This is a genomic window from Variovorax paradoxus, assembly GCF_009755665.1.
Taxonomy (GTDB): domain Bacteria; phylum Pseudomonadota; class Gammaproteobacteria; order Burkholderiales; family Burkholderiaceae_C; genus Variovorax; species Variovorax paradoxus_G.
Genome location: NZ_CP046622.1, coordinates 1,988,509 through 2,012,299, shown reverse-complemented (window position 1 = coordinate 2,012,299; position 23,791 = coordinate 1,988,509). Strand labels below are relative to the sequence as shown.

23 protein-coding genes are annotated in these 23,791 nt (G+C 66.3%); 11 read left to right on the top strand and 12 right to left on the bottom strand.

Annotation, left to right across the window (positions count from 1 at the left end; translation table 11 throughout):
* Nucleotides 1–49 precede the first annotated feature (49 nt).
* Together GOQ09_RS09395 and GOQ09_RS09390 are read left to right on the top strand one after the other, a co-directional pair.
* Complete coding sequence (locus GOQ09_RS09395; RefSeq protein ID WP_157613183.1) at nucleotides 50–1,783, top strand: SulP family inorganic anion transporter; 1,734 nt, start codon at nucleotides 50–52, stop codon at nucleotides 1,781–1,783.
* Nucleotides 1,784–1,802: 19 nt separating this feature from the next.
* Nucleotides 1,803–2,687 (top strand): LysR family transcriptional regulator, encoded by an 885-nt coding sequence (locus GOQ09_RS09390; RefSeq protein WP_157613182.1) that lies wholly within the window; start codon nucleotides 1,803–1,805, stop codon nucleotides 2,685–2,687.
* Between the two features lie 6 nt (nucleotides 2,688–2,693).
* Here GOQ09_RS09390 and GOQ09_RS09385 read toward each other — a convergent pair whose 3' ends face one another.
* Nucleotides 2,694–3,263, bottom strand: coding sequence for a DUF3299 domain-containing protein (locus GOQ09_RS09385; RefSeq protein ID WP_207309941.1), 570 nt, complete (start codon nucleotides 3,261–3,263; stop codon nucleotides 2,694–2,696).
* A gap of 114 nt (nucleotides 3,264–3,377) precedes the next feature.
* Here GOQ09_RS09385 and GOQ09_RS09380 point away from each other — a divergent pair, with 114 nt between their 5' ends.
* Nucleotides 3,378–3,908, top strand: a complete 531-nt coding sequence (locus GOQ09_RS09380) for a hypothetical protein (RefSeq protein WP_157613181.1) — start codon at nucleotides 3,378–3,380, stop codon at nucleotides 3,906–3,908.
* On the opposite strand, the gene arfB is transcribed toward GOQ09_RS09380, so the two are convergent.
* Genes arfB through GOQ09_RS09365 form a run of 3 tightly spaced genes read right to left on the bottom strand, consistent with a single transcriptional unit; the run spans nucleotide 3,877 to nucleotide 6,212 of the window.
* Nucleotides 3,877–4,284: an alternative ribosome rescue aminoacyl-tRNA hydrolase ArfB gene (arfB, locus tag GOQ09_RS09375; protein ID WP_157613180.1), complete on the bottom strand. Its 408-nt coding sequence runs from the start codon at nucleotides 4,282–4,284 to the stop codon at nucleotides 3,877–3,879. The genes GOQ09_RS09380 and arfB overlap by 32 nt on opposite strands.
* Before the next feature lie 16 nt (nucleotides 4,285–4,300).
* On the bottom strand, nucleotides 4,301–5,485 hold the full coding sequence (locus tag GOQ09_RS09370) for an acetyl-CoA C-acyltransferase family protein (protein WP_157613179.1): 1,185 nt from the start codon (nucleotides 5,483–5,485) through the stop codon (nucleotides 4,301–4,303).
* A gap of 43 nt (nucleotides 5,486–5,528) precedes the next feature.
* Nucleotides 5,529–6,212, bottom strand: a complete 684-nt coding sequence (locus GOQ09_RS09365) for a TetR/AcrR family transcriptional regulator (protein ID WP_157613178.1) — start codon at nucleotides 6,210–6,212, stop codon at nucleotides 5,529–5,531.
* Between the two features lie 139 nt (nucleotides 6,213–6,351).
* Between GOQ09_RS09365 and GOQ09_RS09360 the strand changes: the two genes are divergently transcribed.
* Genes GOQ09_RS09360 through GOQ09_RS09335 form a run of 6 tightly spaced genes read left to right on the top strand, consistent with a single transcriptional unit; the run spans nucleotide 6,352 to nucleotide 13,021 of the window.
* Nucleotides 6,352–7,215, top strand: coding sequence for an ABC transporter ATP-binding protein (locus GOQ09_RS09360; RefSeq protein ID WP_157613177.1), 864 nt, complete (start codon nucleotides 6,352–6,354; stop codon nucleotides 7,213–7,215).
* Nucleotides 7,212–8,093, top strand: a complete 882-nt coding sequence (locus GOQ09_RS09355) for a branched-chain amino acid ABC transporter permease (RefSeq protein ID WP_157613176.1) — start codon at nucleotides 7,212–7,214, stop codon at nucleotides 8,091–8,093. Before GOQ09_RS09360 ends, GOQ09_RS09355 begins: the two co-directional genes overlap by 4 nt.
* Before the next feature lie 48 nt (nucleotides 8,094–8,141).
* Nucleotides 8,142–9,179 (top strand): branched-chain amino acid ABC transporter permease, encoded by a 1,038-nt coding sequence (locus GOQ09_RS09350; protein ID WP_157613175.1) that lies wholly within the window; start codon nucleotides 8,142–8,144, stop codon nucleotides 9,177–9,179.
* Between the two features lie 16 nt (nucleotides 9,180–9,195).
* A complete protein-coding gene (locus GOQ09_RS09345) occupies nucleotides 9,196–10,380 on the top strand; it encodes an ABC transporter substrate-binding protein (RefSeq protein ID WP_157613174.1) in 1,185 nt (394 codons plus the stop codon).
* Nucleotides 10,380–11,204 carry an ABC transporter ATP-binding protein gene (locus GOQ09_RS09340; protein WP_157613173.1) on the top strand — a complete coding sequence of 275 codons (825 nt, stop codon included), beginning with the start codon at nucleotides 10,380–10,382 and terminating at the stop codon, nucleotides 11,202–11,204. Before GOQ09_RS09345 ends, GOQ09_RS09340 begins: the two co-directional genes overlap by 1 nt.
* Entirely contained in the window at nucleotides 11,201–13,021 is a 1,821-nt protein-coding gene (locus GOQ09_RS09335; RefSeq protein WP_157613172.1) for an AMP-dependent synthetase/ligase, read from the top strand. Before GOQ09_RS09340 ends, GOQ09_RS09335 begins: the two co-directional genes overlap by 4 nt.
* A 15-nt stretch (nucleotides 13,022–13,036) precedes the next feature.
* On the opposite strand, the gene GOQ09_RS09330 is transcribed toward GOQ09_RS09335, so the two are convergent.
* Together GOQ09_RS09330 and clpB are read right to left on the bottom strand one after the other, a co-directional pair.
* Entirely contained in the window at nucleotides 13,037–13,378 is a 342-nt protein-coding gene (locus GOQ09_RS09330; RefSeq protein ID WP_157613171.1) for a hypothetical protein, read from the bottom strand.
* Nucleotides 13,379–13,384: 6 nt separating this feature from the next.
* Complete coding sequence (gene clpB, locus GOQ09_RS09325; protein WP_157613170.1) at nucleotides 13,385–16,006, bottom strand: ATP-dependent chaperone ClpB; 2,622 nt, start codon at nucleotides 16,004–16,006, stop codon at nucleotides 13,385–13,387.
* A 110-nt stretch (nucleotides 16,007–16,116) separates the two neighbouring features.
* Here clpB and GOQ09_RS09320 point away from each other — a divergent pair, with 110 nt between their 5' ends.
* A complete protein-coding gene (locus GOQ09_RS09320) occupies nucleotides 16,117–17,112 on the top strand; it encodes a Bug family tripartite tricarboxylate transporter substrate binding protein (protein WP_157613169.1) in 996 nt (331 codons plus the stop codon).
* A 123-nt stretch (nucleotides 17,113–17,235) separates the two neighbouring features.
* Here GOQ09_RS09320 and GOQ09_RS09315 read toward each other — a convergent pair whose 3' ends face one another.
* Nucleotides 17,236–17,712, bottom strand: coding sequence for a molybdenum cofactor biosynthesis protein MoaE (locus GOQ09_RS09315; RefSeq protein WP_157613168.1), 477 nt, complete (start codon nucleotides 17,710–17,712; stop codon nucleotides 17,236–17,238).
* Between the two features lie 153 nt (nucleotides 17,713–17,865).
* Between GOQ09_RS09315 and GOQ09_RS09310 the strand changes: the two genes are divergently transcribed.
* Nucleotides 17,866–18,861, top strand: a complete 996-nt coding sequence (locus GOQ09_RS09310) for a 4-hydroxy-tetrahydrodipicolinate synthase family protein (RefSeq protein ID WP_157613167.1) — start codon at nucleotides 17,866–17,868, stop codon at nucleotides 18,859–18,861.
* Here the strand turns inward: GOQ09_RS09310 and GOQ09_RS09305 are convergent.
* From GOQ09_RS09305 to GOQ09_RS09285, 5 genes are all read right to left on the bottom strand, one after another.
* Nucleotides 18,848–19,099: a MoaD/ThiS family protein gene (locus GOQ09_RS09305; protein ID WP_157613166.1), complete on the bottom strand. Its 252-nt coding sequence runs from the start codon at nucleotides 19,097–19,099 to the stop codon at nucleotides 18,848–18,850. The two genes, GOQ09_RS09310 and GOQ09_RS09305, sit on opposite strands and share 14 nt — an antisense overlap.
* Nucleotides 19,100–19,113: 14 nt before the next feature.
* Nucleotides 19,114–20,391 carry a molybdopterin molybdotransferase MoeA gene (locus GOQ09_RS09300; protein WP_157613165.1) on the bottom strand — a complete coding sequence of 426 codons (1,278 nt, stop codon included), beginning with the start codon at nucleotides 20,389–20,391 and terminating at the stop codon, nucleotides 19,114–19,116.
* Nucleotides 20,384–20,929: a molybdopterin-guanine dinucleotide biosynthesis protein B gene (gene mobB / locus GOQ09_RS09295; protein WP_157613164.1), complete on the bottom strand. Its 546-nt coding sequence runs from the start codon at nucleotides 20,927–20,929 to the stop codon at nucleotides 20,384–20,386. Before mobB ends, GOQ09_RS09300 begins: the two co-directional genes overlap by 8 nt.
* 84 nt (nucleotides 20,930–21,013) lie before the next feature.
* The gene (gene thrC / locus GOQ09_RS09290; RefSeq protein WP_157613163.1) at nucleotides 21,014–22,429 is read right to left on the bottom strand and encodes a threonine synthase; all 1,416 of its coding nucleotides are present in this window, start codon (nucleotides 22,427–22,429) and stop codon (nucleotides 21,014–21,016) included.
* 21 nt (nucleotides 22,430–22,450) lie between these two features.
* The gene (locus GOQ09_RS09285) at nucleotides 22,451–23,773 is read right to left on the bottom strand and encodes a homoserine dehydrogenase (protein WP_157613162.1); all 1,323 of its coding nucleotides are present in this window, start codon (nucleotides 23,771–23,773) and stop codon (nucleotides 22,451–22,453) included.
* Nucleotides 23,774–23,791: the final 18 nt, after the last annotated feature.

Genomic DNA, 23,791 nt, shown 5'->3' with positions numbered 1-23,791 from the left:
ACGGCGCCGGGGGTAAGCTGACGCCGGACCAGAGTGCCCATCCCTATTCATGAATCCGGCAGCCTCCTCCTCTTCTTCCGTGCGCCAACGCCTCGCGCGCTGGATTCCCTGCCTTGCCTGGCCGCGCCCCTCGGCTGCGCTGCTGCGCAACGAAGCGATGGCCGGTATCACGGTGGCGCTGATGGTCATTCCACAGGGCGTGGCCTACGCCGCGCTGGCCGGCATGCCGCTGGTCACCGGCGTGTACGCGGCGCTGTTTCCAGCGCTGGTCGCGGTGATCTTCAGTTCGTCGCAGCGGCTGTCGGTCGGGCCTACCGCGCTTACAAGCCTGCTGGTGGGCGCCTCGCTCGCGCCGCTGGCGGTGCCCGGCAGCACCGATTGGGTGGCCATGGCGGTGTGGCTCACGCTGATGTCGGGGGCCATCCAGATGGTGTTGGGCGCGGGCCGTTTCGGCTGGCTGCTGCGGCTGGTGAATTCGCCGGTGCTGATCGGCTTCACCCAAGGCGCGGCGGTGCTGATTGCCATCTCGCAGTTGCCGGCGCTGCTCGGGTTCACGGGCCGCACCATTGCCCAGGTATTGCGGGGCGGACCACTGCCCGACATGGTGGCCATTGCCTTCGGGCTCGGCAGCATCGCCGTGCTGTGGCTCGGCAAGCGCCTGGCGCCGCGCTTCCCGACCACCATGGCGCTGGTGGCAGGTGCCGCGGCCATCAGCTGGACCATCAACTACGCGCTGCGCGGCGGTGCGGTGGTGGGCAGCTTGCCCTCGGGCCTGCCCTCCTTCTACTGGCCAGGGCTGCTGCCCTTGAACACGTTCAGCGCGCTGGTCTTGCCCGCGCTGATGATCACGCTGGTGAGCTTTCTGGAGACCGCATCGAGCGCCAAGGTCGACAACGCGCGCGCGGGCACCCTCTGGAACGAAAACCAGGACCTGATCGGCCAGGGCCTCGCCAAGCTGGCTTCGGGCTTCTCGGGTTCCTTTCCCACCAGCTCGTCGTTCTCGCGCTCGGCCATCACGCTGTACGCGGGCGCGCAGACCGGCTGGGCCACGCTGTTCAGCGTGATCGTGGTGGCCGGCGCGCTGCTTTGGCTGATGCCGCTGCTCTATCACGTGCCGCAGGCGGTGCTGGCGGCGGTGGTGGTCACGGCCATTCTGGGGCTGGTCAAGCCGGCGAGTTTTGTTGCGCTGTGGCGCGTGTCGCGCATCGAGGCGGGCGTTGCGTTCGGTACCTTCGTGCTGACGATTGCCACGGCGCCCAGCATCTACTGGGGCGTGCTGGGCGGGCTGCTCGCGAGCCTGGCGCACTACATGTACCGCCACCTGCATCCGCGCATCATCGAGGTGGGCCTGCACCCCGACGGCAGCCTGCGCGACCGCAACCTCTGGAAGCTGCCGCCCCTGGCGCCGCATCTCTACGCGCTGCGCATGGATGCCGAGCTCGACTTCGCATCGGCATCCACGCTCGAGCGCGCGCTCACGGTCGCGCTGGCCGAGCGGCCGGACCTGACGGACGTGTGCCTCTTCGCCCAGCCCATCAATCGCATCGACATCACGGGGGCCGAAGTGTTCGGCTCCATCCGGCGAATGATGGAAGCCAAAGGCGTGCGCCTGCACCTGAGCGGGCTGAAGCTGCCGGCCATGCAGGTGCTGGAGCGTGCCGGACTGCTCGCGCCCGGGCCGATGCTCTTCAGCTACCGCACGGATGCAGAGGCACTGGCGGCGCTGACGCAGCCCGCCGAAGCTGCGTCCTCCGCGGCAGTACGGAGCGAAGCCGCCGCCTGAACAGACGGCATTCCATGCGATGAAGACCACCATCGAAGAACTGGTCGCGTTTCGCGCCGTGGTGGACACCGGTTCCATTACCGCGGCAGCCGAGCAACTCTCGCAGACGGTGTCGGGCATCAGCCGCGCCCTGAGCCGGCTCGAGCAGAAGCTGGAAACCACGCTGCTGCGGCGAACCACGCGGCGGCTCGAGCTCACGGAAGAAGGCGCCGCCTTCTTGCTGCGTACGCGTGCCATCCTCGACGCCATCGACGAAGCCGAAGAGCAGCTTGCCGCGCGGCGCCAGCAGCCCGCCGGACGCTTGCGGGTGAACGCGGCCTCGCCTTTCATGCTGCACGCCATCGTGCCGCTGGTGCCGGAGTTCCGGCGGCTGTTTCCGCAGATCAGCCTGGAGCTGGACACCGACGACCTGCCCATCGACCTGCTGGAGCGCCGCACCGACATTGCGATCCGCATCGGGCCGCTGCGCGACTCCACACTGCACGCCCGCCCGCTCGGCACGCACAGGCTGCGCGTGCTCGCAAGCCCGGCCTACCTGGAAGCGCACGGAAAGCCGCGAAAGGTGACAGACCTGGGCGGCCACGCTCTGCTGGGCTTTACGCAGCCCGAATCGCTCAACCGGTGGCCGCTGCGCGGCGCGCATGGCGACGAGTGGACCATCACGCCCACGCTCGCGGCGTCGAGCGGTGAAACGCTGCGTCAGCTGGCCCTGGCGGGCACGGGCATCGTCTGCCTGTCGGACTTCATGACCGGCGCCGATCGCGCAAGCGGTGCACTGGTGCAAGTGCTGCCCAAAGAAACGGTCGACGTGCGCCAGCCGGTCAACGCGGTGTACTACCGCAACACGCAGCTGTCGGCGCGGATCACTTCGTTCCTCGATTTTCTTTCGCAGCGCATGGCCTGACGAAGCTCAGCGCGCCAGGGCAAAGGGCTCGACCGAAGCCGACTTGATCTCGTAGCCGCTCACGCCCATGTCCGCCGAGGAATAACGCGCCGCCTTGAGCAGCCCGCTGACGCGCACCGTGTCCATCGCGTGCAGTCCCTTCACCGTATCGGACGCGATCACGTGCACGATCTGGTTGGCGGGCGGCGGCGGGGTGTGGATGCAGGCACCGAAGTAAGGCACCAGCAAGAACTCGCGAATGCCGCCCTGCGTGTTGTCCAGCGGCACCACAAAGCCCGAAAGCCGCGCGGCGGTGCCGTCGAGCGCCACGTTGACCGGCGCGTTGTCCCAGACGGCGCGCATCTCATCGAGCATCTGCACCGCGCGCGGATCGTTGTCGCGCAGCGATTCAAGACTGATGTTGCGGTAGCGCTTTGTCGGGTCCCAGTCCTTGGGAACGAGCTCTTCCCACTTGAGCTCCTGCACCGCGCCCATTGCAGCCGGGCTGCCGTCGGACGCCGGCCCGCACCCCGCCAGGGCCAGTGCGCCCAGGGCAAGCAGGAAAGCCGGCAAGGCGCGGCAAAAGAGAGCTCTCATGGCGCCTATTGTGCTTGCGGCCCGCGTCCGCCAGCTTAGCGGGGCCTTAACGATGGAGACAAATTGCCCATGGCCGGCCAGAATCGCCCCACCACGACTCCGAGGAGATCCGGCATGGCAGCGACAGGATGGCTGGGACTCACGTCCCTTGGAATTGTTCATACCGCGATCAGCCTGATCGCAGTGATCGCGGGGCTGATCGCGCTGTTCCGCCACAAGGAAATCACGCTGCGCACCAACTGGGGCCAGGTCTTCGTGTGGACCACCGTGCTGACTTGCCTGACCGGCTTCGGCATCTTCCAGCACGGCGGCTTCGGCAAGCCGCATGCACTGGGCATTCTTACGCTGGCGGCGCTCGCCGTGGGGGCGGCCGCCGGGCGCGGCGCCTTCTTCGGCCAGGCGTCCCGCTACATCGAAGCCGCGGCCTTTTCGGCAAGCTTCCTGTTCCACTGGATTCCGGCTTTTACCGAAACCCTGACCCGCCTGCCGCTGGGCGCCCCGCTGTTGCCGGACGCCGATGCGCCTGAACTCAAGGCGATCACCGCGGTGCTCGGCGCGCTGTACCTGATCGGCGTGACGCTGCAGATCAAGCGGCTGCGCGATGGCAAGCCGGTCAGTCCCGCACCGGCCCGCGCAGGTTCTTGATCTGCGAGCGCTGGCTCTTGCCTTCGAGCCGGCGCTGCTTCGAGCCGTAAGTGGGCTTGGTGGGGCGTCGCACGCGCGGCGGCGTGGCCACGCTGTCGACCACCGCCTGCAGGCGCGCCAGAGCGTCGGCGCGGTTCATCTCCTGGGTGCGGTGCTGCTGCGCCTTCAGCACGAAAACGCCCTCCTGCGTGATGCGGCTGTCGCGCAGCGCGAGCAGCCGCTCTTTCACGTCAGCGGGCAGCGAGCTCGCGTGGATGTCGTAGCGCAGGTGGACCGCGCTCGACACCTTGTTGACGTTCTGCCCACCCGCGCCCTGCGCCCGGATGGCGCTGATCTCGACCTCGTCGGGGTCGATCAGGATGGGTGGGCGGAGCATGCTCGCAAGTGTGCCTTCAAACCCGTTCGAATATGGCCGCGATGCCTTGGCCGCCGCCGATGCACATCGTGACCAGCGCGTAGCGGCCGCCCGTGCGATGCAGCTCGGCTATCGCCTTGGTGGTGATGATCGCGCCGGTCGCACCCACAGGATGCCCGAGCGAAATGCCCGAGCCGTTGGGGTTGACCTTCGCCGGGTCGAAGCCCAGCTCCTTGATGACTGCGCAGGCCTGCGCCGCAAAGGCCTCGTTCGATTCGATCACGTCGAAATCGCTCACCTTCAGCCCGGTGCGCTCCAGCACCTTGCGCGTGGCCGGCACCGGGCCGATGCCCATGTAGGCGGGCTCCACGCCGGCGTGCGCATAGCCGACCAGGCGCGCCAGCGGCTTCAAGCCCAGCGCCTTCACGCGGCCGCCTTCGGCCAGCACCACGGCGGCGGCGCCGTCATTGATGCCCGAGGCATTGCCGGCGGTCACGAGGCCGTCCTTCTTGAAAGCGGGCTTCATCTTCGAAAGCGTGTCGACGCTGGTGTCGGCGCGCACATGCTCGTCGGTATCGAACAGCGTAACGCCCTTGCGTGTTTTTACCTCCACCGGAACGATCTGCTCCTTGAAACGTCCCGCGGCAATGGCGGCGGCTGCGCGCTGCTGACTGGCCACGGCCAGCTCATCCATCTGCTCGCGCGTGATGCCGTAGCGCGCCGCCACGTTCTCGGCGGTAATGCCCATGTGGATCTTCTCCCACGGGTCATGCAGGATGCCGAGCATGTAGTCGACCAGTACCGCGTCGCCCATGCGCGCGCCGTAGCGGGCCGAGGTGTCGAAGTACGGGCCGCGGCTCATCGACTCCGAGCCGCCGCCGATGGCGATGTCGCAGTCGCCCAGCGCAATGGCCTGCGCCGCCGACACGATGGCCTGCAGGCCCGAGCCGCAAAGGCGGTTGACGTTGAAGGCCGGCGTCTCGATGGGGCAGCCCGCGTCGATGGCGGCCACGCGGCTCAGGTAGGCGTCCTTCACATCGGTGGGAATCACGTTGCCCATCACCACATGGCCGATGGCATCGGCCGCAACGCCGCTGCGCTCGATGGCGGCCTTGACGGCGGTGGTGGCCAACTGGGTGTTGGGCACGTCCTTCAGCGAACCGCCGAAGGTGCCGATGGCGGTGCGGGCGGTGCCGACCACGAAGATGTCGCGCTGGGTCATGGGGTGGGTCTCCTGGATTGGAAAAAATCGTTCGGGTGGCCGCTCACCGGGCTTTCACCGCGGCAGGCTTTCGGCGCGCGCCGGCGGCCGGGCGATGCAGTACGCCATTCAACAGCAGTTCGATGCCCTGGTCGGCAATCTGGTCGGGCGTGAGGTCGCCGTCGGGGCGGTACCAGCGGCCGATCCAGCTGAGTGCACCGGCCAGCATGAAGGCCGCCATCTTCGGGTCGCAGGGCGCGAGCGAGCCCTCGGCCACGCCTTCCGCGATGAGCCGGCGAAACTGCCCGTCGATGCCGGCCTTGAGGCGGCGCAGCTCCTTTTTCAGCGGATCGGGCAGCGGGTCTTCGCCGATGCGGATCACGCACATGCCGAAGTCCTGCGTCACCACGCTCGAGTAGATGCGCATGCAGGCCTTGAGCTGGTCGATGGCGCTGCCGCCCGCGGCGCGCACCTCGTCGATGCCGGCCTGCATGAGGTCGAGCGCAATCTTCACGCACTCCAGCAGGATCTGGTCCTTGCTCTCGACGTAGTAATAGACCGTCGGCTTGCTGACGTTGAGCCGCTCGGCAATGTCGTCGAGCGAGGTGGCATGAAACCCGCGCTCGTTGAAGAGCTGCGCGGCAGTCTGCAGCACGGCGTTGCGTTTGAGCTCGCGCTGCTGCGCGCGTTTGTCCGCGGGCTCCCAGGGAGAGGCCATGGAGGATGCAATGAGGGCTGGGCGGGGCATGGGGGTTTGTGCGGGCGGGGAAAGTCCTGATGCCGCGCCATGCGGCGAACTGTGACATTACCCGCCAGTAGGAATTTTACGGGCCAGTAGCTTTTCTGCCCTGGACACAAACCCTGACCCTATCCAAACCCTGCGAGCCATGCCTGACGAGCCCTCACGGGACGCCTCTCCCGCCTCTGCCTCCACCGTGCTGCGGGTAGAGGCGTTAACGCTCTCGTTCGGCGGCGTGAAGGCACTGACGAACGTGGGCTTTGGCGTGGCCGCGGGCTCGATCACCGCGGTGATCGGCCCCAATGGCGCGGGCAAGACATCGCTCTTCAACACCATATCGGGCTTCTACAAGCCCGCGCAGGGCCGTGTGCTGTTCGAGGGCGAGGACATCACCCGCCTGCCCGCACCCAAGCGGGCGGCGCTCGGGCTGGCGCGCAGCTTCCAGAACATTGCGCTCTTCCGCGGCATGACGGTGCTCGACAACATCAAGCTCGGCCGGCATGCACACCTGAAGACCAACGTGTTCGACGCCCTCTTCTACCTGGGCCGAGCCCGGCGCGAAGAGGCCGAGCTGCGCCGCGACGTGGAAGAACGGATCATCGACTTCCTCGAGATCGATCACATCCGGAACGCCTCGGTAGCCGCCCTGCCATACGGCTTGCAAAAACGCGTGGAAATGGCGCGCGCGCTGGCAATGCAGCCCAAGGTGCTGATGCTCGACGAGCCCGTGGCCGGCATGAACCGCGAAGAGACGGAAGACATGGCGCGCTTCATCCTCGACGTGCGGCGCGAGTGGGGCATCACGGTGCTGATGGTCGAACACGACATGGGCATGGTGATGGACCTGTCGGACCACGTGGTGGTGCTCAACTTCGGCCAGGTGATCGCGCAGGGCACGCCGGCGCAGGTGCAAGCCGACCCCGAAGTGATTCGCGCCTACCTGGGCGCGGGCGATGTCGGCGAACTTCGGCGCAAGCTGCGCGGCGAGCCCATGGCACAGGCGGCCGCATGATGGATTGGGCCTACCTCTTCGAAATCGCGCTCACGGGCATTGCGGGCGGCGGCCTCTATGCATTGGCCGCACTGGCTTTCGTGCTGGTCTACAAGGCCACGCGCGTGGTCAACATCGCCATCGGCGAGATGCTGATGGTCGGCGCGTACCTGTTCTTTGCTTTCGCCGCGAGCTTCTCGCTGCCGATCTGGCTCGCGGTGCTGGGCTCGGTGATCGGCACCGGGCTGCTGGGCGCGGTAATAGAACGCACGATGATCCGGCCGCTCCTGGGCGAGCCGCCGATTTCGGTGTTCATGGTCACGGTCGGTCTCGCGTCCATCCTGGTGGGGCTGGTCGAAATCATCTGGACCGCCGACCAGCGCCGGCTGCCGGAGTTCCTGCCCAAAGCACCGGTGATGATCGGCGACGCGTTCCTTGCTCCCAAGATTGCCTATGGCGCACTGATCGCCGTGGTGCTGATCGGGCTCGTGCTGCTGCTGTTCCGCTTCTGGCGCGGCGGCGTGGCGCTGCGGGCCACGGCGTCGGACCAGGCCGCTGCGTACTCGATGGGCATCAACGTACCCCGCGTGTTCTCGCTCGCATGGGTCGCCTCGGCCATGATCGCCGCGGTGGCCGGCATCATCGTCGGCGCCATCGGCGGCATCTCTTCGTCGATGGGCGTGTTCGGGTTGTCGGTACTGGTGGTGGTGATCGTGGGCGGACTCGACAGCGTGCTGGGTGCGCTGGTCGGCGGCCTGTTCATCGGGTTGGTGGAGGCGCTCGCGGGCTCTTATCTCGGCGGCGAGTACAAGCTTCTCGCAACCTTCATCGTTCTGGTGCTCGTGCTGATGGTGCGGCCGTACGGGCTGTTCGGCACGCATGAGATCGAGAGGCTTTGAGATGGCAGGCTTGTCGCGGCGCATCAAACGCAAGCAGAGGGAGAACCGATGCGCATAGGCACCCTCAAGCAGAGCTACATAGCCGATGCGGCGCTGTTCGACTCGCGCACCCAGAAGGCATGGCTGGCAATCGGCGCAGCCCTGCTGGTGCTGTTCCCGTTCATGGCCAGCGACTACTGGCTCTACCTTGCCTGCCTTGTCGCAATCAACGTGGCCAGCGCCACGGGGCTCAACATCCTCACCGGCTACACGGGGCTGGTGAGCCTGGGCCAGGCGGCTTTCATGGGCCTGGGCGCCTACACCGTTGCCATCATGCAGACCCGGCTGGGCACGCCCTTTCTGCTGAACATCGTCGCAGGCGGCGTGGTCGCCATGCTCGGCGGGCTGGTCGTGGGCCTTCCCTCGCTGCGCGTGAAGGGCCTGTACCTGGCCATTGCAACCATTGCCGCGTCGTTCATCGCGCACTTTTTGTTCGCCAACCTCAAGCTCACGGGTGGCACCTCGGGTCTCTCGCTGCCGCCGGCGCAGTTCTTTGGGCTGCCGCTGGACACGTCGTTCCGCCTCTACTGGGTGATCGTGCCCGTGATGGTGCTCATGGTGCTGGGCGCCGCCAATCTGTTTCGCACCCGCGTGGGCCGCGCGTTCATTGCCATCCGCGACCGCGACATCTCGGCCGAGGTGCTGGGCATTCCACTGCTGCGATACAAGCTGCTGTCGTTCGGGCTCTCCTCGTTCTACGCGGGCGTGGCCGGCGGTTTGTGGGCCTACTTCTTCCGCGTGGTCACGCCGGAGAGCTTTCCGCTCCTGATGTCGATCTTCTTCCTGGCTGCCATCATCGTCGGCGGCATGGGAACGATCCTCGGCGGGATCTTTGGCGCGGTGTTCATGACCATGGTGCCCGAGCTGCTCAAGCTGGTGGTCGACCTGCTGCCGGGCGGTGTCGAGATGACCGTGTTTCTCTCACCCGTGCGCACCGTCGTGTTCGGGTTGCTCATCGTCGGATTTCTGGTGTTCGAGCCGCATGGGCTCGCAGAAGTGTGGCGGCGCATCCGCCGCTTCTTTCATCTATGGCCCTTCCGTAACTAGACCGCAGGAGACACGCATGCCCAAGACACCGAAGCTTTTCCAGCGCCGCCGCGCATTGCTGATTGCCGTCGGCCTCGCAGCCGCCGTTCCATTTGCTGCCAGCGCGCAGGGCAACGAAGACATCGTCATCGGCGGCTCGATTCCCATGACCGGCGTGTTCGCCTTCGCGGGCGTCGGCATCAACGCCGGCATTGCCGACTACGTGAAGATCGTCAACGACGCCGGCGGCATCAAGGGCCGCAAGCTGCGCTACGTGCCCGAAGACACGGGCTACAAGGTCGACGTGTCGGTGGCGGCTTTCAAGAAGATCACGAGCCAGAACAAGGTCAACCTCTACTACGGCGACTCGACCGGCTTCTCCAAGACCATCAACCCCGAGCTTGACCGCAACGGCCAGATCCTGATGGCGGGCGCATCGTTTGCAACCGAACTGAACGACTCCGCCAAGTACCCCAACCAGTTCCTGGTCGGGCCCGACTACACCGAACAGATCGGCATCCTGCTGCGCCACATCGCCAAGGAGAAGCCGGGTGCCAAGGTGGCGTTCGTGTATTCCGATTCCGAGTTCGGCCGCGACCCGATCGAGGCCAGCGAGGCGGCCGCCAAGAAGCTGGGCCTCACCGTGCCGGTCAAGCTCATGACACCGCCGGGCAGCGTCGACGTGTCGACCGAAGTCATCAAGCTGCGCCGCGCCGCGCCCGACTACACCATCTTCCACGGCTACATCCTCGCGCCGATTCCCGAGTTCATCCAGCAGGGCAAGCAGATGGGCATGACCAGCAAATGGATGGGCACCTTCTGGACCATGGACAGCTCCACCGTCATGAAGATGGGCGAAGGCGCCGACGGCTTCATGGGCGTGATGCCCTACCGCTACTACTACGACACTTCGGCCAAGGCGCCGATGCTCGACAAGATCCGCGCGCTGCGCCCCGAGTACCAGAGCACGGCCTATACGCAGGGCTTTCTCACGGCAATGCTGTTCACCGAGGCAGCCAAGCGCACGCTGGATGCGGGCAAGCCGCTGGACGGCAAGAACCTGAAGGCCTCGCTCAACACCATCAAGGACTTCGACACCGGCGGGATCATCGGCACGCCGATCACCATCAAGGGCAACTCGATTCCGGTGGGCCGCGTCTACAAGGCCGACATGAAGGCGCAGAAGATGGCGCCGGCGTCGGACTGGATCTCGCTGAACTGATGGACGCGCGCGCGGCACCCGACCTCGTGTTGGAAGTCAACAACCTCGAGGTGGTCTACAACAAGGTCGTGCAGGTGCTGCGCGGGCTGTCGCTGGCCGTGCCGCGCGGGCAGATCGTGGCGCTGCTGGGCAGCAACGGCGCAGGCAAGTCGACCACGCTGAAGGCGGTGTCGGGGCTGCTGGCGCTGGAGGACGGTGAAGTCGAGGCCGGCCGCATCATGTTCGATGGTGCCCCCACTGCGCAGCTGGCGCCGCAGCAACTCGTGCGGCGCGGGCTCAGCCATGTGATGGAGGGCCGGCGCGTGTTCGAGGATCTCACCATCGAGGAAAACCTCGTGGCCGCGACTTATGCGCTGACTGGCCGCGGCAGCGCAACCCCGCGCAACTTCGACGACGTGTACGCGTACTTCCCGCGCCTGCACGAACGCCGCAAGGGCCTCGCGGGCTATCTCTCGGGCGGCGAGCAGCAGATGCTGGCCATCGGCCGCGCGCTGGTCGCGCAACCGAAGCTCATCCTGCTGGACGAGCCCTCGCTCGGCCTTTCGCCCAAGCTGGTGGAGGACATCTTCACGATCATCGCGCGCATCAATGCCGAGCGCGGCACCTCGATGCTGCTGGTGGAGCAGAACGCGAGCGTGGCGCTGGCCATTGCGCACACCGGCTACATCATGGAAAGCGGCAAGGTGGTGATCGACGGCAGCGCCGAGCGTCTCGCCGCCGACCCCGATGTGCGCGAGTTCTACCTTGGCGTGGGCGGCAGCGGCGAATCGCGCAGCTTCCGCGCGCTGAAGCACTACAAGCGCCGCAAGCGCTGGCTCTCATGAGCGGCGGCGCCCTTCCCTTGCTGACCTTGCCGCAGATGCTGCGCGAGCAGGCGCGGCTGCGACCCCACCGCATCGCGATCCGGCAGAAGGACTCCGGCATCTGGCATCCGCTGGACTGGCGCGGCTACCTGAGGCGTGCCACGCACTTCGGCCTTGGGCTTCATGCGATGGGCCTTGCGCCGGGTGGCCACCTCGGTGTGATCTCGGAGAACCGGGTGGAATGGCTCATCGCTCAGATGGGTGCGGGGCTGACCGGTGCCGTCACCGTTGGCGTGTACCCGACCAGCCCGAGCAACGAGGTGGCCTACGTGGTCGCGCATGCGGACATCGAAGTGATCGTCTGCGAGGACCAGGAGCAGACCGACAAGGTGCTGGACGCCATCGACCAGTTACCGCGCCTGCGCAGGATCGTGGTGATCGAGACGAAGGGCCTGGCGAGCTACCCGCCCGAAGTTCGTGCGCTCATCTCGACCTTTGCGGAAGTCGAGCAGGCCGGCGCCGAGGCCGAGGCGCGCGACGGCACCGCACTTGTCGACGCCGCGCTCGCGCGCCAGACGCTCGCCGACATCGGCCTGATGATCTACACCTCGGGCTCCACCGGCAAACCCAAGGGCGCGATGATCTCGTACCGCAACATCCGTGGCGTGGTGCCCGGCATCGTCGAGCGGCTGGCGCTGGACGGCGACACCATGCACCTTTCGTACCTGCCGCTGTGCCACGTGGCCGAGCAGATGCTCACGGCCTTTGTGCCGCTCTACCTGGGCTCGCAGGTGAACTTCGGCGAATCGATCCGCACCGTGCAGGAAGACCTTCGCGAAGTCGCGCCCACCATGTTCCTGGGCGTGCCACGCATCTGGGAAAAGCTGCACGCCGGCATCAGCATCAAGATGCAGGAGGCCGGCCGGCTGCAGCGTGCGCTGTTCAGCCGTGCGATTGCCGCCTGCGCGCCGCTTGCCGAAAAGCCGCGCAACACATGGACCGTGGCCGAGCGCGGCCGCTTCGCGCTGCACTACTGGACGGTGCTGCGCGCGCTGCAGAACTTCATCGGCCTGCGCCGCGCGCGCATTGCGCTCACCGGCGCGGCGCCGATTCCGCCCGACGTGGTGCGCTTCTTTCGCACGCTGGGCGTGCCGCTGGTGGAGGTGTACGGGCTCACCGAATCGACCGGCATGATTGCGGGCCATTGCCGCGATGCCGTGAAAGTCGGCACCGTCGGCGTGCCCACGCTGGGCACCGAACACCGCATCGGCGAAGCGGGCGAGTTGCTGGTGCGCGGCGACATGGTGTTCGAGGGCTACTACAAGAACCCCGAGGCCACCGCCGCTTCCATACGCGACGGCTGGCTGTACACAGGCGACGTGGTGCGGCAAGAAGACGGCCAGCTGCGCATCGTCGACCGGCTCAAGGACATCATGATCACGGCCGGCGGCAAGAACCTCACGCCCTCGGAAATCGAGAACACCATGAAGGGCAGCCCTTTCATCAAGGAATGCATCGTGGTGGCGGACGGACGCAAGTTTGTCGGCGCGCTGCTGCAGATCGACTATGAAACCGTGGGCAAGTGGGCCGAGGCGGAGCGCATCCCGTTCACGCATTTCCGCTCGCTGGTGGAAGAGCCGCGCGTACGCGCGCTCATCGAATCCGAAGTTTCACGCGGCAACGACAAGCTCGCGCAGGTGTCGCAGATCCGGCGTTTTCACCTGCTCACAAAAGAGTTGGACCACGACGACGGCGAAGTCACCGCAACCATGAAGGTGCGGCGATCCAGCATCTACAAGGCTTACGCGGACGAAATCGAGGCGCTGTACCGCGCCTGACCGGTGCCGGACGGCTTACTCGCCGCGAGCGGGCCTGGCCCGCACGTCGGTCACATCGCCGGCCGGGCGCAGCGACAGCGGGCTGCGCGCCGATTCGCCGCGTGCGCGCGCATTGGCAACATCCGACGCAGTCGGCTCCGGCGGCTGTGCCGCATTGCGAAAACGCTCGAAGCCCGAGCGCGGGTTGAAGCGCCCGCCCATCGAGGCCATCCAGGGCGTCACGGGCTTGCCCGTGATCCGGCCCCAGGCGTAGCGCACGCCCCACACAGCAGCCAGCAATGTGACGGCGACCGCCAGGCTGGCCGCGAAAACCAACCCCAGGAGCAGAAGAATGACGCGAAAAATGAAGTTCATCATCCGACTTTAGGCCGCAACGGCCTCCGATGGTTCCCCGGCCTTCGTAAACGAAAAATGGCCAGGGTTCCGGATCGGGTCGGTATTGACTTCGATCGTGTCCTTCGGCCCGAAGCTGCCGTCGAGCAGCAGCTTCGAGAGCGGGTTCTCGATGCGTTGCTGGATGGCGCGCTTCAGCGGACGCGCGCCGAACACCGGGTCGAAGCCGACCTTGGCAATCTCGGCCAGCGCCGCCGGCGAAACCTCGAGGGTCAGGTCCATCTTGGCGAGGCGCGCCTGCAGCACCTTGAGCTGGATCGCGGCGATCGATTCGATGTTCTTCGCGTCGAGCGCATGGAACACGACCGTCTCGTCGATGCGGTTCAGGAACTCGGGGCGGAAGTGATTCCGCAGCTCGTCCCACACCGCTTCCTTGATGTCTTCGGCCGGCTGGCCCACCATCGACTGGATGATGGGCGAGCCGATGTTGCTCGTCATCACGATCACGGTGTTCTTGAAGTCCACCGTGCGGCCCTGGCCGTCGGTCAGGCGGCCATCGTCCAGCACCTGCAGCAGCACGTTGAACACGTCAGGGTGCGCCTTCTCGACCTCGTCGAGCAGCACCACGCTGTAGGGCTTGCGGCGCACGGCCTCCGTGAGGTAGCCGCCCTCTTCATAGCCCACGTAGCCCGGCGGCGCGCCGATGAGGCGGGCAACCGAATGCTTCTCCATGAACTCGCTCATATCGATGCGGATGAGATGGTCTTCGCTGTCGAACAGGAAGCCCGCGAGCGCCTTGCAGAGCTCGGTCTTGCCCACGCCCGTGGGGCCCAGGAACAGGAACGAGCCGGTCGGCCGGTTCGGATCACTCAAGCCCGAACGCGAGCGGCGGATGGCGTTGGCCACCGCGCCAATGGCTTCGTCCTGCCCCACCACGCGTTCGTGCAGCTTGTCTTCCATCACGAGCAGCTTGTCGCGTTCGCCCTGCATCAGCTTGGCGACCGGGATGCCGGTGGCGCGCGCCACGACCTCGGCAATTTCTTCCGATCCCACCTGAGTGCGCAGCAGCGTGGGCGCGCTCGACTTGCCCTTGTTCGCTTCGCTTTCCTCGGCCTCGCGCAGGCGCTTTTCCAGCGCCGGCAGCTGGCCGTATTGCAGCTCGGCGAGCTTGTTGAAGTCGCCCTTGCGCTTCCACTCCTCGATCTCGAACTTGATCTTGTCGATGTCTTCGCGGATCTTCGCGCTGCCTTGCGCCTGCGCCTTCTCGGCCTGCCAGATCTCGTCGTAATCAGCAATCTCCTTCTGCAGGCGCGCAATCTCGTCCTCAATCAGGCCGAAGCGCTTCTGCGAAGCCTCGTCCTTTTCGCGGCGCACGGCTTCGCGCTCGATCTGCAGCTGGATCAGGCGACGGTCGAGGCGGTCCATCACCTCGGGCTTGGAGTCCATCTCGATCTTGATCTTGGCCGCGGCCTCGTCGATCAGGTCGATGGCCTTGTCGGGCAGGAAGCGGTCGGTGATGTAGCGGTCGCTCAGCTCCGCAGCGGCCACGATGGCCGGGTCGGTGATCTGCACGCCGTGGTGCACTTCGTACTTTTCCTGCAGGCCGCGCAGGATGGCGATGGTGGCTTCGACGCTCGGCTCGCCCACGATGATCTTCTGGAAACGGCGCTCCAGCGCGGCGTCCTTCTCGATGTACTTGCGGTATTCGTCGAGCGTGGTGGCGCCCACGCAATGCAGCTCGCCGCGCGCGAGCGCGGGCTTGAGCATGTTGCCGGCGTCCATGGCGCCTTCGGCCTTGCCGGCGCCAACCATGGTGTGCAGCTCGTCGATGAAGACGATGGTCTGGCCTTCGTCCTTGGCGAGTTCGTTCAGCACGGTCTTCAGGCGTTCTTCGAACTCGCCGCGGAACTTGGCACCTGCCAGCAGCGCGGCCATGTCGAGCGACAGCACCCGCTTGCCCTTCAGCGACTCGGGCACCTCGCCCGCGACGATGCGCTGTGCCAGGCCCTCGACGATGGCCGTCTTGCCCACGCCGGGCTCACCAATGAGCACGGGGTTGTTCTTGGTACGGCGCTGCAGCACCTGGATGGCGCGGCGGATTTCCTCGTCGCGGCCGATGACCGGGTCGAGCTTGCCCAGCCGGGCACGCTCGGTCAGGTCGAGGCAGTATTTCTTCAGGGCTTCGCGCTGGCCCTCGGCATCGGCGCTGTTCACGCCCTGCCCGCCGCGCACGGCGTCGATGGCCGATTCGAGCGACTTGCGGCTCAAGCCGTTTTCCTTCGCGATCCGGCCGATGTCCGATTTGCTGTCGGCCACGGCCAAGAGGAAGAGTTCGCCCGCAATGAACTGGTCGTTGCGCTTGATGGCTTCTTTCTCGGTGGCCTGCAACAGCTTGCCGAGTTCGGGGCCGACCTGCACGATGTCATGGCCCTGCACCTGCGGCAGCTTCTTGATGGCGGCCTCGGCCGCACCCGCCAGCCCCTGCACATTGACGCCGGCGCGCTCCAGCAGGGCGCGCGGGCCGTCTTCCTGGCGCAGCATGGCGACCAGCAGGTGGGCCGGTTCGATATAGGCGTTGTCGTTGCCGAGCGCGAGCGTCTGGGCGTCGCTCAGCGCTTCCTGGAACTTGGTGGTGAGTTTGTCTTGTCGCATGGTGGTATTCCTGCACTCAAAATAGGACTGTTCGGACGCGATTCAAGATGTCCGGCGCATCGGGCACGGCTATTGCACTGTGCCTCGTCATTTTTCGAATGGAGTCGATCATGGTTTTTTCAATGCAGCAGCGCCCTCATCCGGTTCGCCGGGCGCTCGGCGTCGGTCTCTTTGTAGCGGCCCTGGGCCTCGCAGGCGTTGCGCAGGCGCAAGGCACGCCCGTCCGTATCCTGGTCGGCTTTCCGGCCGGCGCGGGCACGGACGCCATTGCACGCACGCTGGGCGAAAAACTCAAGGACGTATTGGGCGTGCCGGTGGTGGTCGAGAACCGCGCCGGCGCAGGTGGGCAAATTGCAGCCCAGGCGCTCAAGGCGGCCCCGGCCGACGGCCATACGCTGTTCCTCTCGCATGACCATTCGATTTCCATCCTGCCGCAGGTGGTGAAAAACCCGGGCTTCAACCCCGCCACCGACTTCGTGCCCGTGGCCGGTTTCGCCACTTTCGCCAACGTGCTCGCAGTGTCGGGCGGCACGCCGGCCAAGAGCATTGATGAGTACGTGAAGTGGATCCGCACCCAGCGCGGCGGCAAGGAGACCATCGGCATTCCGGCGCCGGCCTCGATTCCCGAGTTCCTGGTGAAGATGATCTCGGACAAATACAAGATCGACGTGCAGCCCGCGCCCTACCGCGGCAGCGCGCCCATGACGGCGGACATGCTGGGCAACCAGATTACCGCGGGCATCGCCTCGGTGCCCGACTTCATCGAGAACCACAAGGCGGGCAAGGTGCGCATCGTGGCCTCCATCGGCGCCAAGCGCCAGGCCGTGCTGCCGAACGTGCCCACCTTCACGGAGTTGGGCTTCTCCAATCTGGAAGACCTGCCCTATTACGGCATCTTCGCGCCCGTCGGCACGCCGCAGCCGGTGATCGACAAGTACGGCGAGGCGCTGCAGAAGGTGCTTGCCATGCCCGACGTGAAGCAGAAGCTGACGGCGATGGGGCTCACCGTGGCGTATGAGCCGCAAGGGCAATTTGCAGGCCGCGTGCGCAGCTATACGCAGACTTGGGAGCGGATCATTCAGTCGAGCGGGTTCAAGCCTCTCTGAGCTTTCTGGCTCCCTCTCCCTGTGGGAGAGGGTTGGGGTGAGGGCATGTGCCGCCGATGGGGCGCGGCGCTCAACCAAGGCTGCCGCCCTCACCCTGCCTCTCCCAGAGGGAGAGGGAAAAGATCAGGCGTTGTTGGCGGTAATACCCCAGCGCGCCAATGCCGCGTCATCGCTCACCCGCGCATCCACCCATCGTGCACCTTCAGGCGTCTGTTCCTTCTTCCAGAACGGCGCCTGCGTCTTCAGGTAGTCCATCAGAAACTCGCAGGCCTCGAAGCTCTGGCCGCGGTGGGCCGAGACCACCGCCACCATCATGATCTGCTCGAGCGGCTGCAGCAGGCCCACGCGATGGATCACGCGTGCACCCAAGATGTCGAACCGCTTGTGTGCCTCGTCGATCATGGCCTCGATGGCCTTCTCGGTCATGCCGGGATAGTGCTCCAGCTCCATCGAGGCGATGGTGCTGCCGTCGTTGCGATCCCTCACCGTTCCGATGAAGCTGCACACCGCGCCCACGCGTTTGTCGCCGGCACGCAACGCGGCGACCTCCTGTCCCAGGTCGAAATCGGCTGTCTGGATCGAAACGCGTGCATCGCTCATGCCGGGATTGTGGCACCGCGCTAGACTTCGGCAATGCCTTGCCACGCCACGCTCTTCACAGTGCTTTCGCACTTCGAAAGCAGCCGTGCGCGCCAAGGCAGCAAAGCCAAAAAACCAAAGCTCGTCTGACCGGAGCTGCGGTTCCGTCGTCGGATGAGCGACGGAACCTGCAAAGGCCTTGGCCCCCATTGGGTTGCGCGCGCATCGAACGACGGTTCTTTTCCATCGGTCGATTCCTCGAAGGAAGCCTGCGTGCCGCAATCAACACACCCCTCCCCCAGTCCTGATTTCTCGGGCCTCTGGATTCCTCTTGTCACGCCGTTTCGCGGCGGCGCCGTCGACCACGCCGCGCTCTCGGCGCTGACACGCCGGCTCGCCGATGACGGCGTGACCGGCTTCGTGGTCTGCGCCTCGACGGGCGAAGCCGCCGCGCTCGATGAAGCAGAGCAACTGGCCGCGCTCGACACGGTTCAAGCCGCCGCCGGCGGGCTGCCGATCATCATGGGCCTGTCGGGCTATCACCTGGGCAAGACGACGGCCTGGGTACGGCGTCTTGCCGAACGGCCCCTCGCGGGGCTGCAGGTGCCCGCGCCGCACTACATCCGGCCATCGCAGGCCGGCCTGCTCGAATGGTTCCGCGCCATTGCCGACGCCAGCGCCGCGCCGGTGCTGGTCTATGACATTCCCTATCGCACCGGCGCGACCATTGCGCGCGAAACGCTGCTGGCGCTGGCGCAGCACCCGCGCATCCGCGGCATCAAGGACTGCGGCGGCGACATGGCCAAGACTCGGGCCGTGATTGCGGACGGCAGGCTCCAGGTGCTGTCCGGCGAAGACCACCAGATCTTCAGTACGGTGGCCGAAGGCGGAGTGGGCGCCATTGCGGCAAGCGGCCATGTGCAGACACAGCGCTTTGTGCAGGTGCTGCGCCTGCTGGCCGACAACCGGCTTGCGGAAGCTCGGGCCGAATGGCAGCTGCTGCAGCCGTTGATAGAGATGCTGTTTGCCGAACCGAACCCGGCGCCGCTCAAGGCGCTGCTGGCGCATGACGGATCGATGAGCGACGAATTACGTTCGCCGATGACCCGCGCGTCCAGTGCGTTGCGCGACCGCCTGGTGGAACTGGACGCCCGGCTCAGCCGCCAGTAACGGGTGGGAAGAAGGCGACTTCGGCGCCGTCGCGCAGCGCGGCCGCCTCGTCGCTCATGACCTGGTCGAGGGCCATGCGAACGGCCTTGCCGCGTGCAAGGGCCGTGGCGTATGGCCCGCCGCGAGCAATGAGTTCGTCGCGCAAGGCGGCCAGCGTGCCGGCACCGGTTTCGACGGTTTCGCCGCCGGTGGCAAGTGCCTCGCGCACGGAGGCGAAATAACGGATCTGGACCTTCATGTCGGAGATGCGCTTCAGGCCAGCAACGAGGCCAAGGGAATGAACTTCACCGTGTCGCCGGCCTTGAAGGACTGGCTGGGGGCGTTGTCGATGACACCGTCGCCCCACACCATCGACGTCAGCACACCCGAGCTCTGGTTGGCGAACAGATCGAGTCCGCCGGCTGCGTTGCGCCGCGCGCGCAGAAACTCGCGGCGCTTGTCGGCGCGCGGCCAGTCGAAGTCGGCACGCATCGGCACGGGTTCGGGCGCCACGCGCGTGGCGCCCTGCAGCGTCAGCAGAAAGGGCCGCACGAGCAGCAGAAAGGTCAGGAAGCTGGAGACAGGGTTGCCGGGCAGCCCGGTCACGTGGCAGCGGCCCTTCGCATCGCCTCCGGCCCTGGGAATCGATCCGTAGGCGAAAGGCTTGCCGGGCTTCATCGAGAGCGACCACAGCTGCAGTTCGCCAAGTGCCTGCACCGCGGCCTTGATGTGGTCTTCTTCTCCCACCGATACGCCGCCCGTGGTGATGATCAGGTCGCTGCCCTTGGCGGCACCGCGCAGCGCCTCGATGGTGGCTTCGCGCTTGTCGGGCACGATGCCCAGGTCGTTTACCTCGCAGCCCAGCCGATGCAGCAAGGCGCGCATGAAAAAGCGGTTGGAGTTGTAGATCGCGCCGGGCTTCATGGCCTCTGGCGCGACTTCGCCGGGCATCACCAGTTCGTCGCCGGTGGACAGCAGCGCCACGCGCGGGCGCCGCGCCACCTGGAGCCGGTCGAAGCCGATGCTCGCGGCCAGGCCCAATGCGGCGGGCGTCAGGCGCTCGCCCTTGCGCAGCACCACGTCGCCGGAGGCCACGTCTTCTCCGGCCCGTCGAATCCATTGGCCGGCCATGGGAGCGACCTGGATGCGCACTGCACCAAGACTGCCCTCCTGCGGCACCGCCTGCGTGTCTTCCTGCATGACGACCGCATCGGCGCCCTCGGGAACCTGCGCGCCGGTGAAGATGCGCGCCGCCGTGCCGGCCGCCAGCGGCGTGCCCACGGTTCCGGCGGGAATGCGCTGCGCGACCTGGAGCAAGGAGCCCTGCGCGGCGCAGTCGGCCACGCGCACCGCATAGCCGTCCATCGAACTGTTGTCCCGGGGCGGCACGGTGAGCACGGAGACGAGGTCTTGCGCGAGCACCCGGCCGTCCGCATCGAAGGTGGCAACGCTTTCGGCGGGCAGCACCGGCTGCGCCTTGCCGAGCAGGGTTGCCAGCGCTTCGTCGAGCGCCATCAGCGGCGGGCGCGAGTGAGGAGCGGTGTCAGCCATGATGTTCGGGGTTGTATTCGAAGCGGCTTCCGCTGTCGATCAGCCACTGCGCGATGCCCTCGATGTCGTCGAGGTCGAACATGGGCAGGTTGGTAGGCGCCGGCAGTCCTTCGGGTGCATTGGTGGCAATGGCGGTCACAAAGGCATCGTCGATGTACTTCGAAGGCCGAGGCGCTTGGCCCGGCTCGGGGGCGCGCCAGACCTCGATCTTGAGCAGGTCGCTGTGCTTGAAGCCCTCGACCAGCACCCAGTCGACGCCGTCGTGAAGCTCTGCAATGAGGTCGTGCACCGTGAGCTGCGCGGGCTGCTCGAATTCGCGGATCAGCGCGAGCCGCTTGTCGGATGCCACGACCACCTCGAAAGCCCCCGCCTCGCGGTGGCGGTAGGTGTCCTTGCCGGGATGGTCGATGTCGAACTTGTGGTGCGCATGCTTGACCACCGACACGCGCTGCCCATGGAGCCTGAGCACCGGAATCAGGCGCTCGACCAGCGTGGTCTTGCCCGAACCCGAATACCCGGAAAAGCCGATCACCTTCATGACGAGTTCCTGTGGCTGCTAGCTGGTCGACAGCCGAATGCAAATGCGCGGATGCGGGACAGCCATTGCGGCAAATGACGAAGATCAGTCGCAGTTCTGGGCGATGTAGGCCTTCACGGCCTCCACATCGGCCGGAAGCTTGACCACGCGCTTGGGCAGCGCCTCGATGCCTTCGAACCTGGCCGGACGCGCGGGCTCATGGCCGAGCGCTTCCACCAGGGTGGCGGCAAACTTGATCGGCAGCGCGGTCTCGAGCACCACCATCGGCACGCCGGGCGTGAGGTGCTCGCGAGCGGCCTTGAGGCCGTCGGCCGTGTGCGGATCGACCAGCGTGGCAAAGCGCTTCTCGGTGTCGCGAATGGTCGCGAGCCGGTCGGCGTGCGTGCTGCGGCTGCTCCTGAAGCCGAAACGCTCCGCGGCTTGCTTGAATTCGGGTGCTGCACTCAGGTCGAAGCGGGCCTGCCCGCTCAAGTCGTCGACGAACAGCGAACGCAGCCTGGCGGCATCGCGGCCCACCAGGTCGAACACGAAGCGCTCGAAGTTGCTGGCCTTGCTGATGTCCATCGACGGACTCGAGGTTTCGTGCGTGTCGGCCGCCGCGCGCACGCGGTAGATGCCGGTGCGGAAGAACTCGTCGAGCACGTCGTTCTCGTTGGTCGCAACCACCAGCGTGTGGATGGGCAGGCCCATCATGCGCGCCACGTGGCCTGCGCACACATTGCCGAAGTTGCCCGACGGCACGGTGAAGCTCACCGGCTTGTCGTTGCCCGCGGTGGCCTGGAAGTAGCCGGCAAAGTAGTAGACGACCTGCGCGAGCAGGCGCGCCCAGTTGATCGAGTTGACCGTGCCGATGCGGTACTTGCGCTTGAAGCCCAGGTCGTTCGACACCGCCTTGACGATGTCCTGGCAGTCGTCGAACACGCCGGTGATGGCAATGTTGTGGATGTTCTCGTCTTGCAGGCTGAACATCTGCGCCTGCTGGAAGGGGCTCATGCGGCCGTCCGGCGAGGTCATGAAGACGCGCACGCCCTTCTTGCCGCGCATGGCGTACTCGGCCGCGCTGCCGGTGTCGCCGCTGGTGGCGCCAAGAATGTTGAGCTCGGCGCCGCGGCGGGCCAGTTCGTACTCGAACAGGTTGCCCAGCAGCTGCATCGCCATGTCCTTGAAGGCCAGCGTCGGGCCGTTGGACAGGGCTTCGAGGTACACGCCGTCTTCGAGCTCGCGCAGCGGCACGATTTCTTCGCTGCCGAACACTTCGGGCGTGTAGGTCTTGGCGCAGATGGCTTTCAGGTCGGCCGGCGGAATGTCGTCGATGTACAGCGAGAGAATCTCGAATGCCAGCTCCGCATACGGCAGGTCGCGCCATTTCGCGAGCGTGGCGGTATCGACTTGCGGATAGTGCTCGGGCAGGTAGAGCCCGCCGTCCGGCGCGAGGCCTTCAAGCAGGATTTCGCAGAAACGCTTGCGGTCCGGGTGCCCGCGGGTGCTCAGGTAGTTCACGATGGTTCTCTTGCGCCGCCCTCAGGACAGCTCTTCCTTGCGGATACGCACGATCGGCTGCAGCACCGTGGGGAGCGCCTGCAGTTCGGCGAGCACGTCGTTCACCGTGCCTTCGCGCGCGTCGTGCGTGAGGATGATCAGGTCGGTCTGCGTGGAGCCTTCGCCGCCCACTTCGTCGGCTTCGCGCTGCAGCACCGCGTCGATGCTGATGCCGGCGGTGGCGAGCAGGCCCGTGACCTTAGCAAGCACGCCGGCCTGGTCGGCCACGCGCAGGCGCAGGTAGTAGCTGGTGACCACCTCGGCCATGGGCAACACCTTCAGGTCGCTCATGGCGTCGGGATGGAAAGCCAGGTGCGGCACGCGGTGCGCGGCGTCGGCCGTGTGCAGGCGCGTGATGTCGACCAGGTCGGCAATCACCGCGCTGGCGGTCGGCTCGCTGCCCGCGCCCTTGCCGTAGTACAGCGTGGTGCCCACGGCATCGCCATGCACCACCACTGCGTTCATCGCGCCTTCCACATTCGCAAGCAGCCGCTTCGACGGCACCAGCGAGGGATGCACGCGCAGCTCGACGCCCTGCGCCGTGCGCTTGGTGATGCCGAGCAGCTTGATGCGGTAGCCGAGCTGCTCGGCGTACTTGATGTCTTGCGCGGCAAGCTTGGTGATGCCTTCGATGTGCGCCTTGTCGAACTGCACCGGAATGCCGAAGGCAATGGCGCTCATCAGCGTGACCTTGTGGCCGGCGTCGACACCCTCGATGTCGAAGGTGGGGTCGGCTTCGGCATAGCCCAGGCGTTGTGCTTCCTTGAGCACGGTGCCGAAGTCCAGGCCCTTGTCGCGCATCTCCGAAAGGATGAAATTGGTGGTGCCGTTGATGATGCCGGCCAGCCATTGGATGCTGTTGGCCGTGAGGCCTTCGCGCAGCGCCTTGATGATCGGAATGCCGCCGGCAACCGCGGCCTCGAAGGCCACCATCACGCCCTTGGCATGCGCGGCCGCGAAGATTTCGGTGCCGTGCACGGCGAGCAGCGCCTTGTTGGCCGTGACCACGTGCTTGCCGGCCGCAATGGCCTCGAGCACCAGCTGCTTCGCAACGCCATAGCCGCCGATCAGTTCGATGACGATGTCGATGTCCGGATTGGCAATGACGTCGCGCGCGTCGGCGACGACACGCACACCTTCGCCTGCCACTTCGCGCGCGCGCGCCTGGTCGAGGTCGGCCACCATCGTGATCTCGATACCCCGGCCCGCACGTCGCTTGATTTCTTCCTGATTGCGCAGCAGCACCTTGAAAGTGCCGCTACCGACCGTGCCTGCGCCGAGCAGGCCTACTTGAATGGGTTTCATTGGAGATTCGCGTTGAGG

Coding starts and splice junctions, on each gene's coding strand:
- GOQ09_RS09395 (WP_157613183.1), top strand. CDS start 50: ATGAATCCGGCAGCCTCCTCCTCTTCTTCCGTGCGCCAACGCCTCGCG.
- GOQ09_RS09390 (WP_157613182.1), top strand. CDS start 1,803: ATGAAGACCACCATCGAAGAACTGGTCGCGTTTCGCGCCGTGGTGGAC.
- GOQ09_RS09385 (WP_207309941.1), bottom strand. CDS start 3,263: ATGAGAGCTCTCTTTTGCCGCGCCTTGCCGGCTTTCCTGCTTGCCCTG.
- GOQ09_RS09380 (WP_157613181.1), top strand. CDS start 3,378: ATGGCAGCGACAGGATGGCTGGGACTCACGTCCCTTGGAATTGTTCAT.
- arfB (WP_157613180.1), bottom strand. CDS start 4,284: ATGCTCCGCCCACCCATCCTGATCGACCCCGACGAGGTCGAGATCAGC.
- GOQ09_RS09370 (WP_157613179.1), bottom strand. CDS start 5,485: ATGACCCAGCGCGACATCTTCGTGGTCGGCACCGCCCGCACCGCCATC.
- GOQ09_RS09365 (WP_157613178.1), bottom strand. CDS start 6,212: ATGCCCCGCCCAGCCCTCATTGCATCCTCCATGGCCTCTCCCTGGGAG.
- GOQ09_RS09360 (WP_157613177.1), top strand. CDS start 6,352: ATGCCTGACGAGCCCTCACGGGACGCCTCTCCCGCCTCTGCCTCCACC.
- GOQ09_RS09355 (WP_157613176.1), top strand. CDS start 7,212: ATGATGGATTGGGCCTACCTCTTCGAAATCGCGCTCACGGGCATTGCG.
- GOQ09_RS09350 (WP_157613175.1), top strand. CDS start 8,142: ATGCGCATAGGCACCCTCAAGCAGAGCTACATAGCCGATGCGGCGCTG.
- GOQ09_RS09345 (WP_157613174.1), top strand. CDS start 9,196: ATGCCCAAGACACCGAAGCTTTTCCAGCGCCGCCGCGCATTGCTGATT.
- GOQ09_RS09340 (WP_157613173.1), top strand. CDS start 10,380: ATGGACGCGCGCGCGGCACCCGACCTCGTGTTGGAAGTCAACAACCTC.
- GOQ09_RS09335 (WP_157613172.1), top strand. CDS start 11,201: ATGAGCGGCGGCGCCCTTCCCTTGCTGACCTTGCCGCAGATGCTGCGC.
- GOQ09_RS09330 (WP_157613171.1), bottom strand. CDS start 13,378: ATGATGAACTTCATTTTTCGCGTCATTCTTCTGCTCCTGGGGTTGGTT.
- clpB (WP_157613170.1), bottom strand. CDS start 16,006: ATGCGACAAGACAAACTCACCACCAAGTTCCAGGAAGCGCTGAGCGAC.
- GOQ09_RS09320 (WP_157613169.1), top strand. CDS start 16,117: ATGGTTTTTTCAATGCAGCAGCGCCCTCATCCGGTTCGCCGGGCGCTC.
- GOQ09_RS09315 (WP_157613168.1), bottom strand. CDS start 17,712: ATGAGCGATGCACGCGTTTCGATCCAGACAGCCGATTTCGACCTGGGA.
- GOQ09_RS09310 (WP_157613167.1), top strand. CDS start 17,866: ATGAGCGACGGAACCTGCAAAGGCCTTGGCCCCCATTGGGTTGCGCGC.
- GOQ09_RS09305 (WP_157613166.1), bottom strand. CDS start 19,099: ATGAAGGTCCAGATCCGTTATTTCGCCTCCGTGCGCGAGGCACTTGCC.
- GOQ09_RS09300 (WP_157613165.1), bottom strand. CDS start 20,391: ATGGCTGACACCGCTCCTCACTCGCGCCCGCCGCTGATGGCGCTCGAC.
- mobB (WP_157613164.1), bottom strand. CDS start 20,929: ATGAAGGTGATCGGCTTTTCCGGGTATTCGGGTTCGGGCAAGACCACG.
- GOQ09_RS09285 (WP_157613162.1), bottom strand. CDS start 23,773: ATGAAACCCATTCAAGTAGGCCTGCTCGGCGCAGGCACGGTCGGTAGC.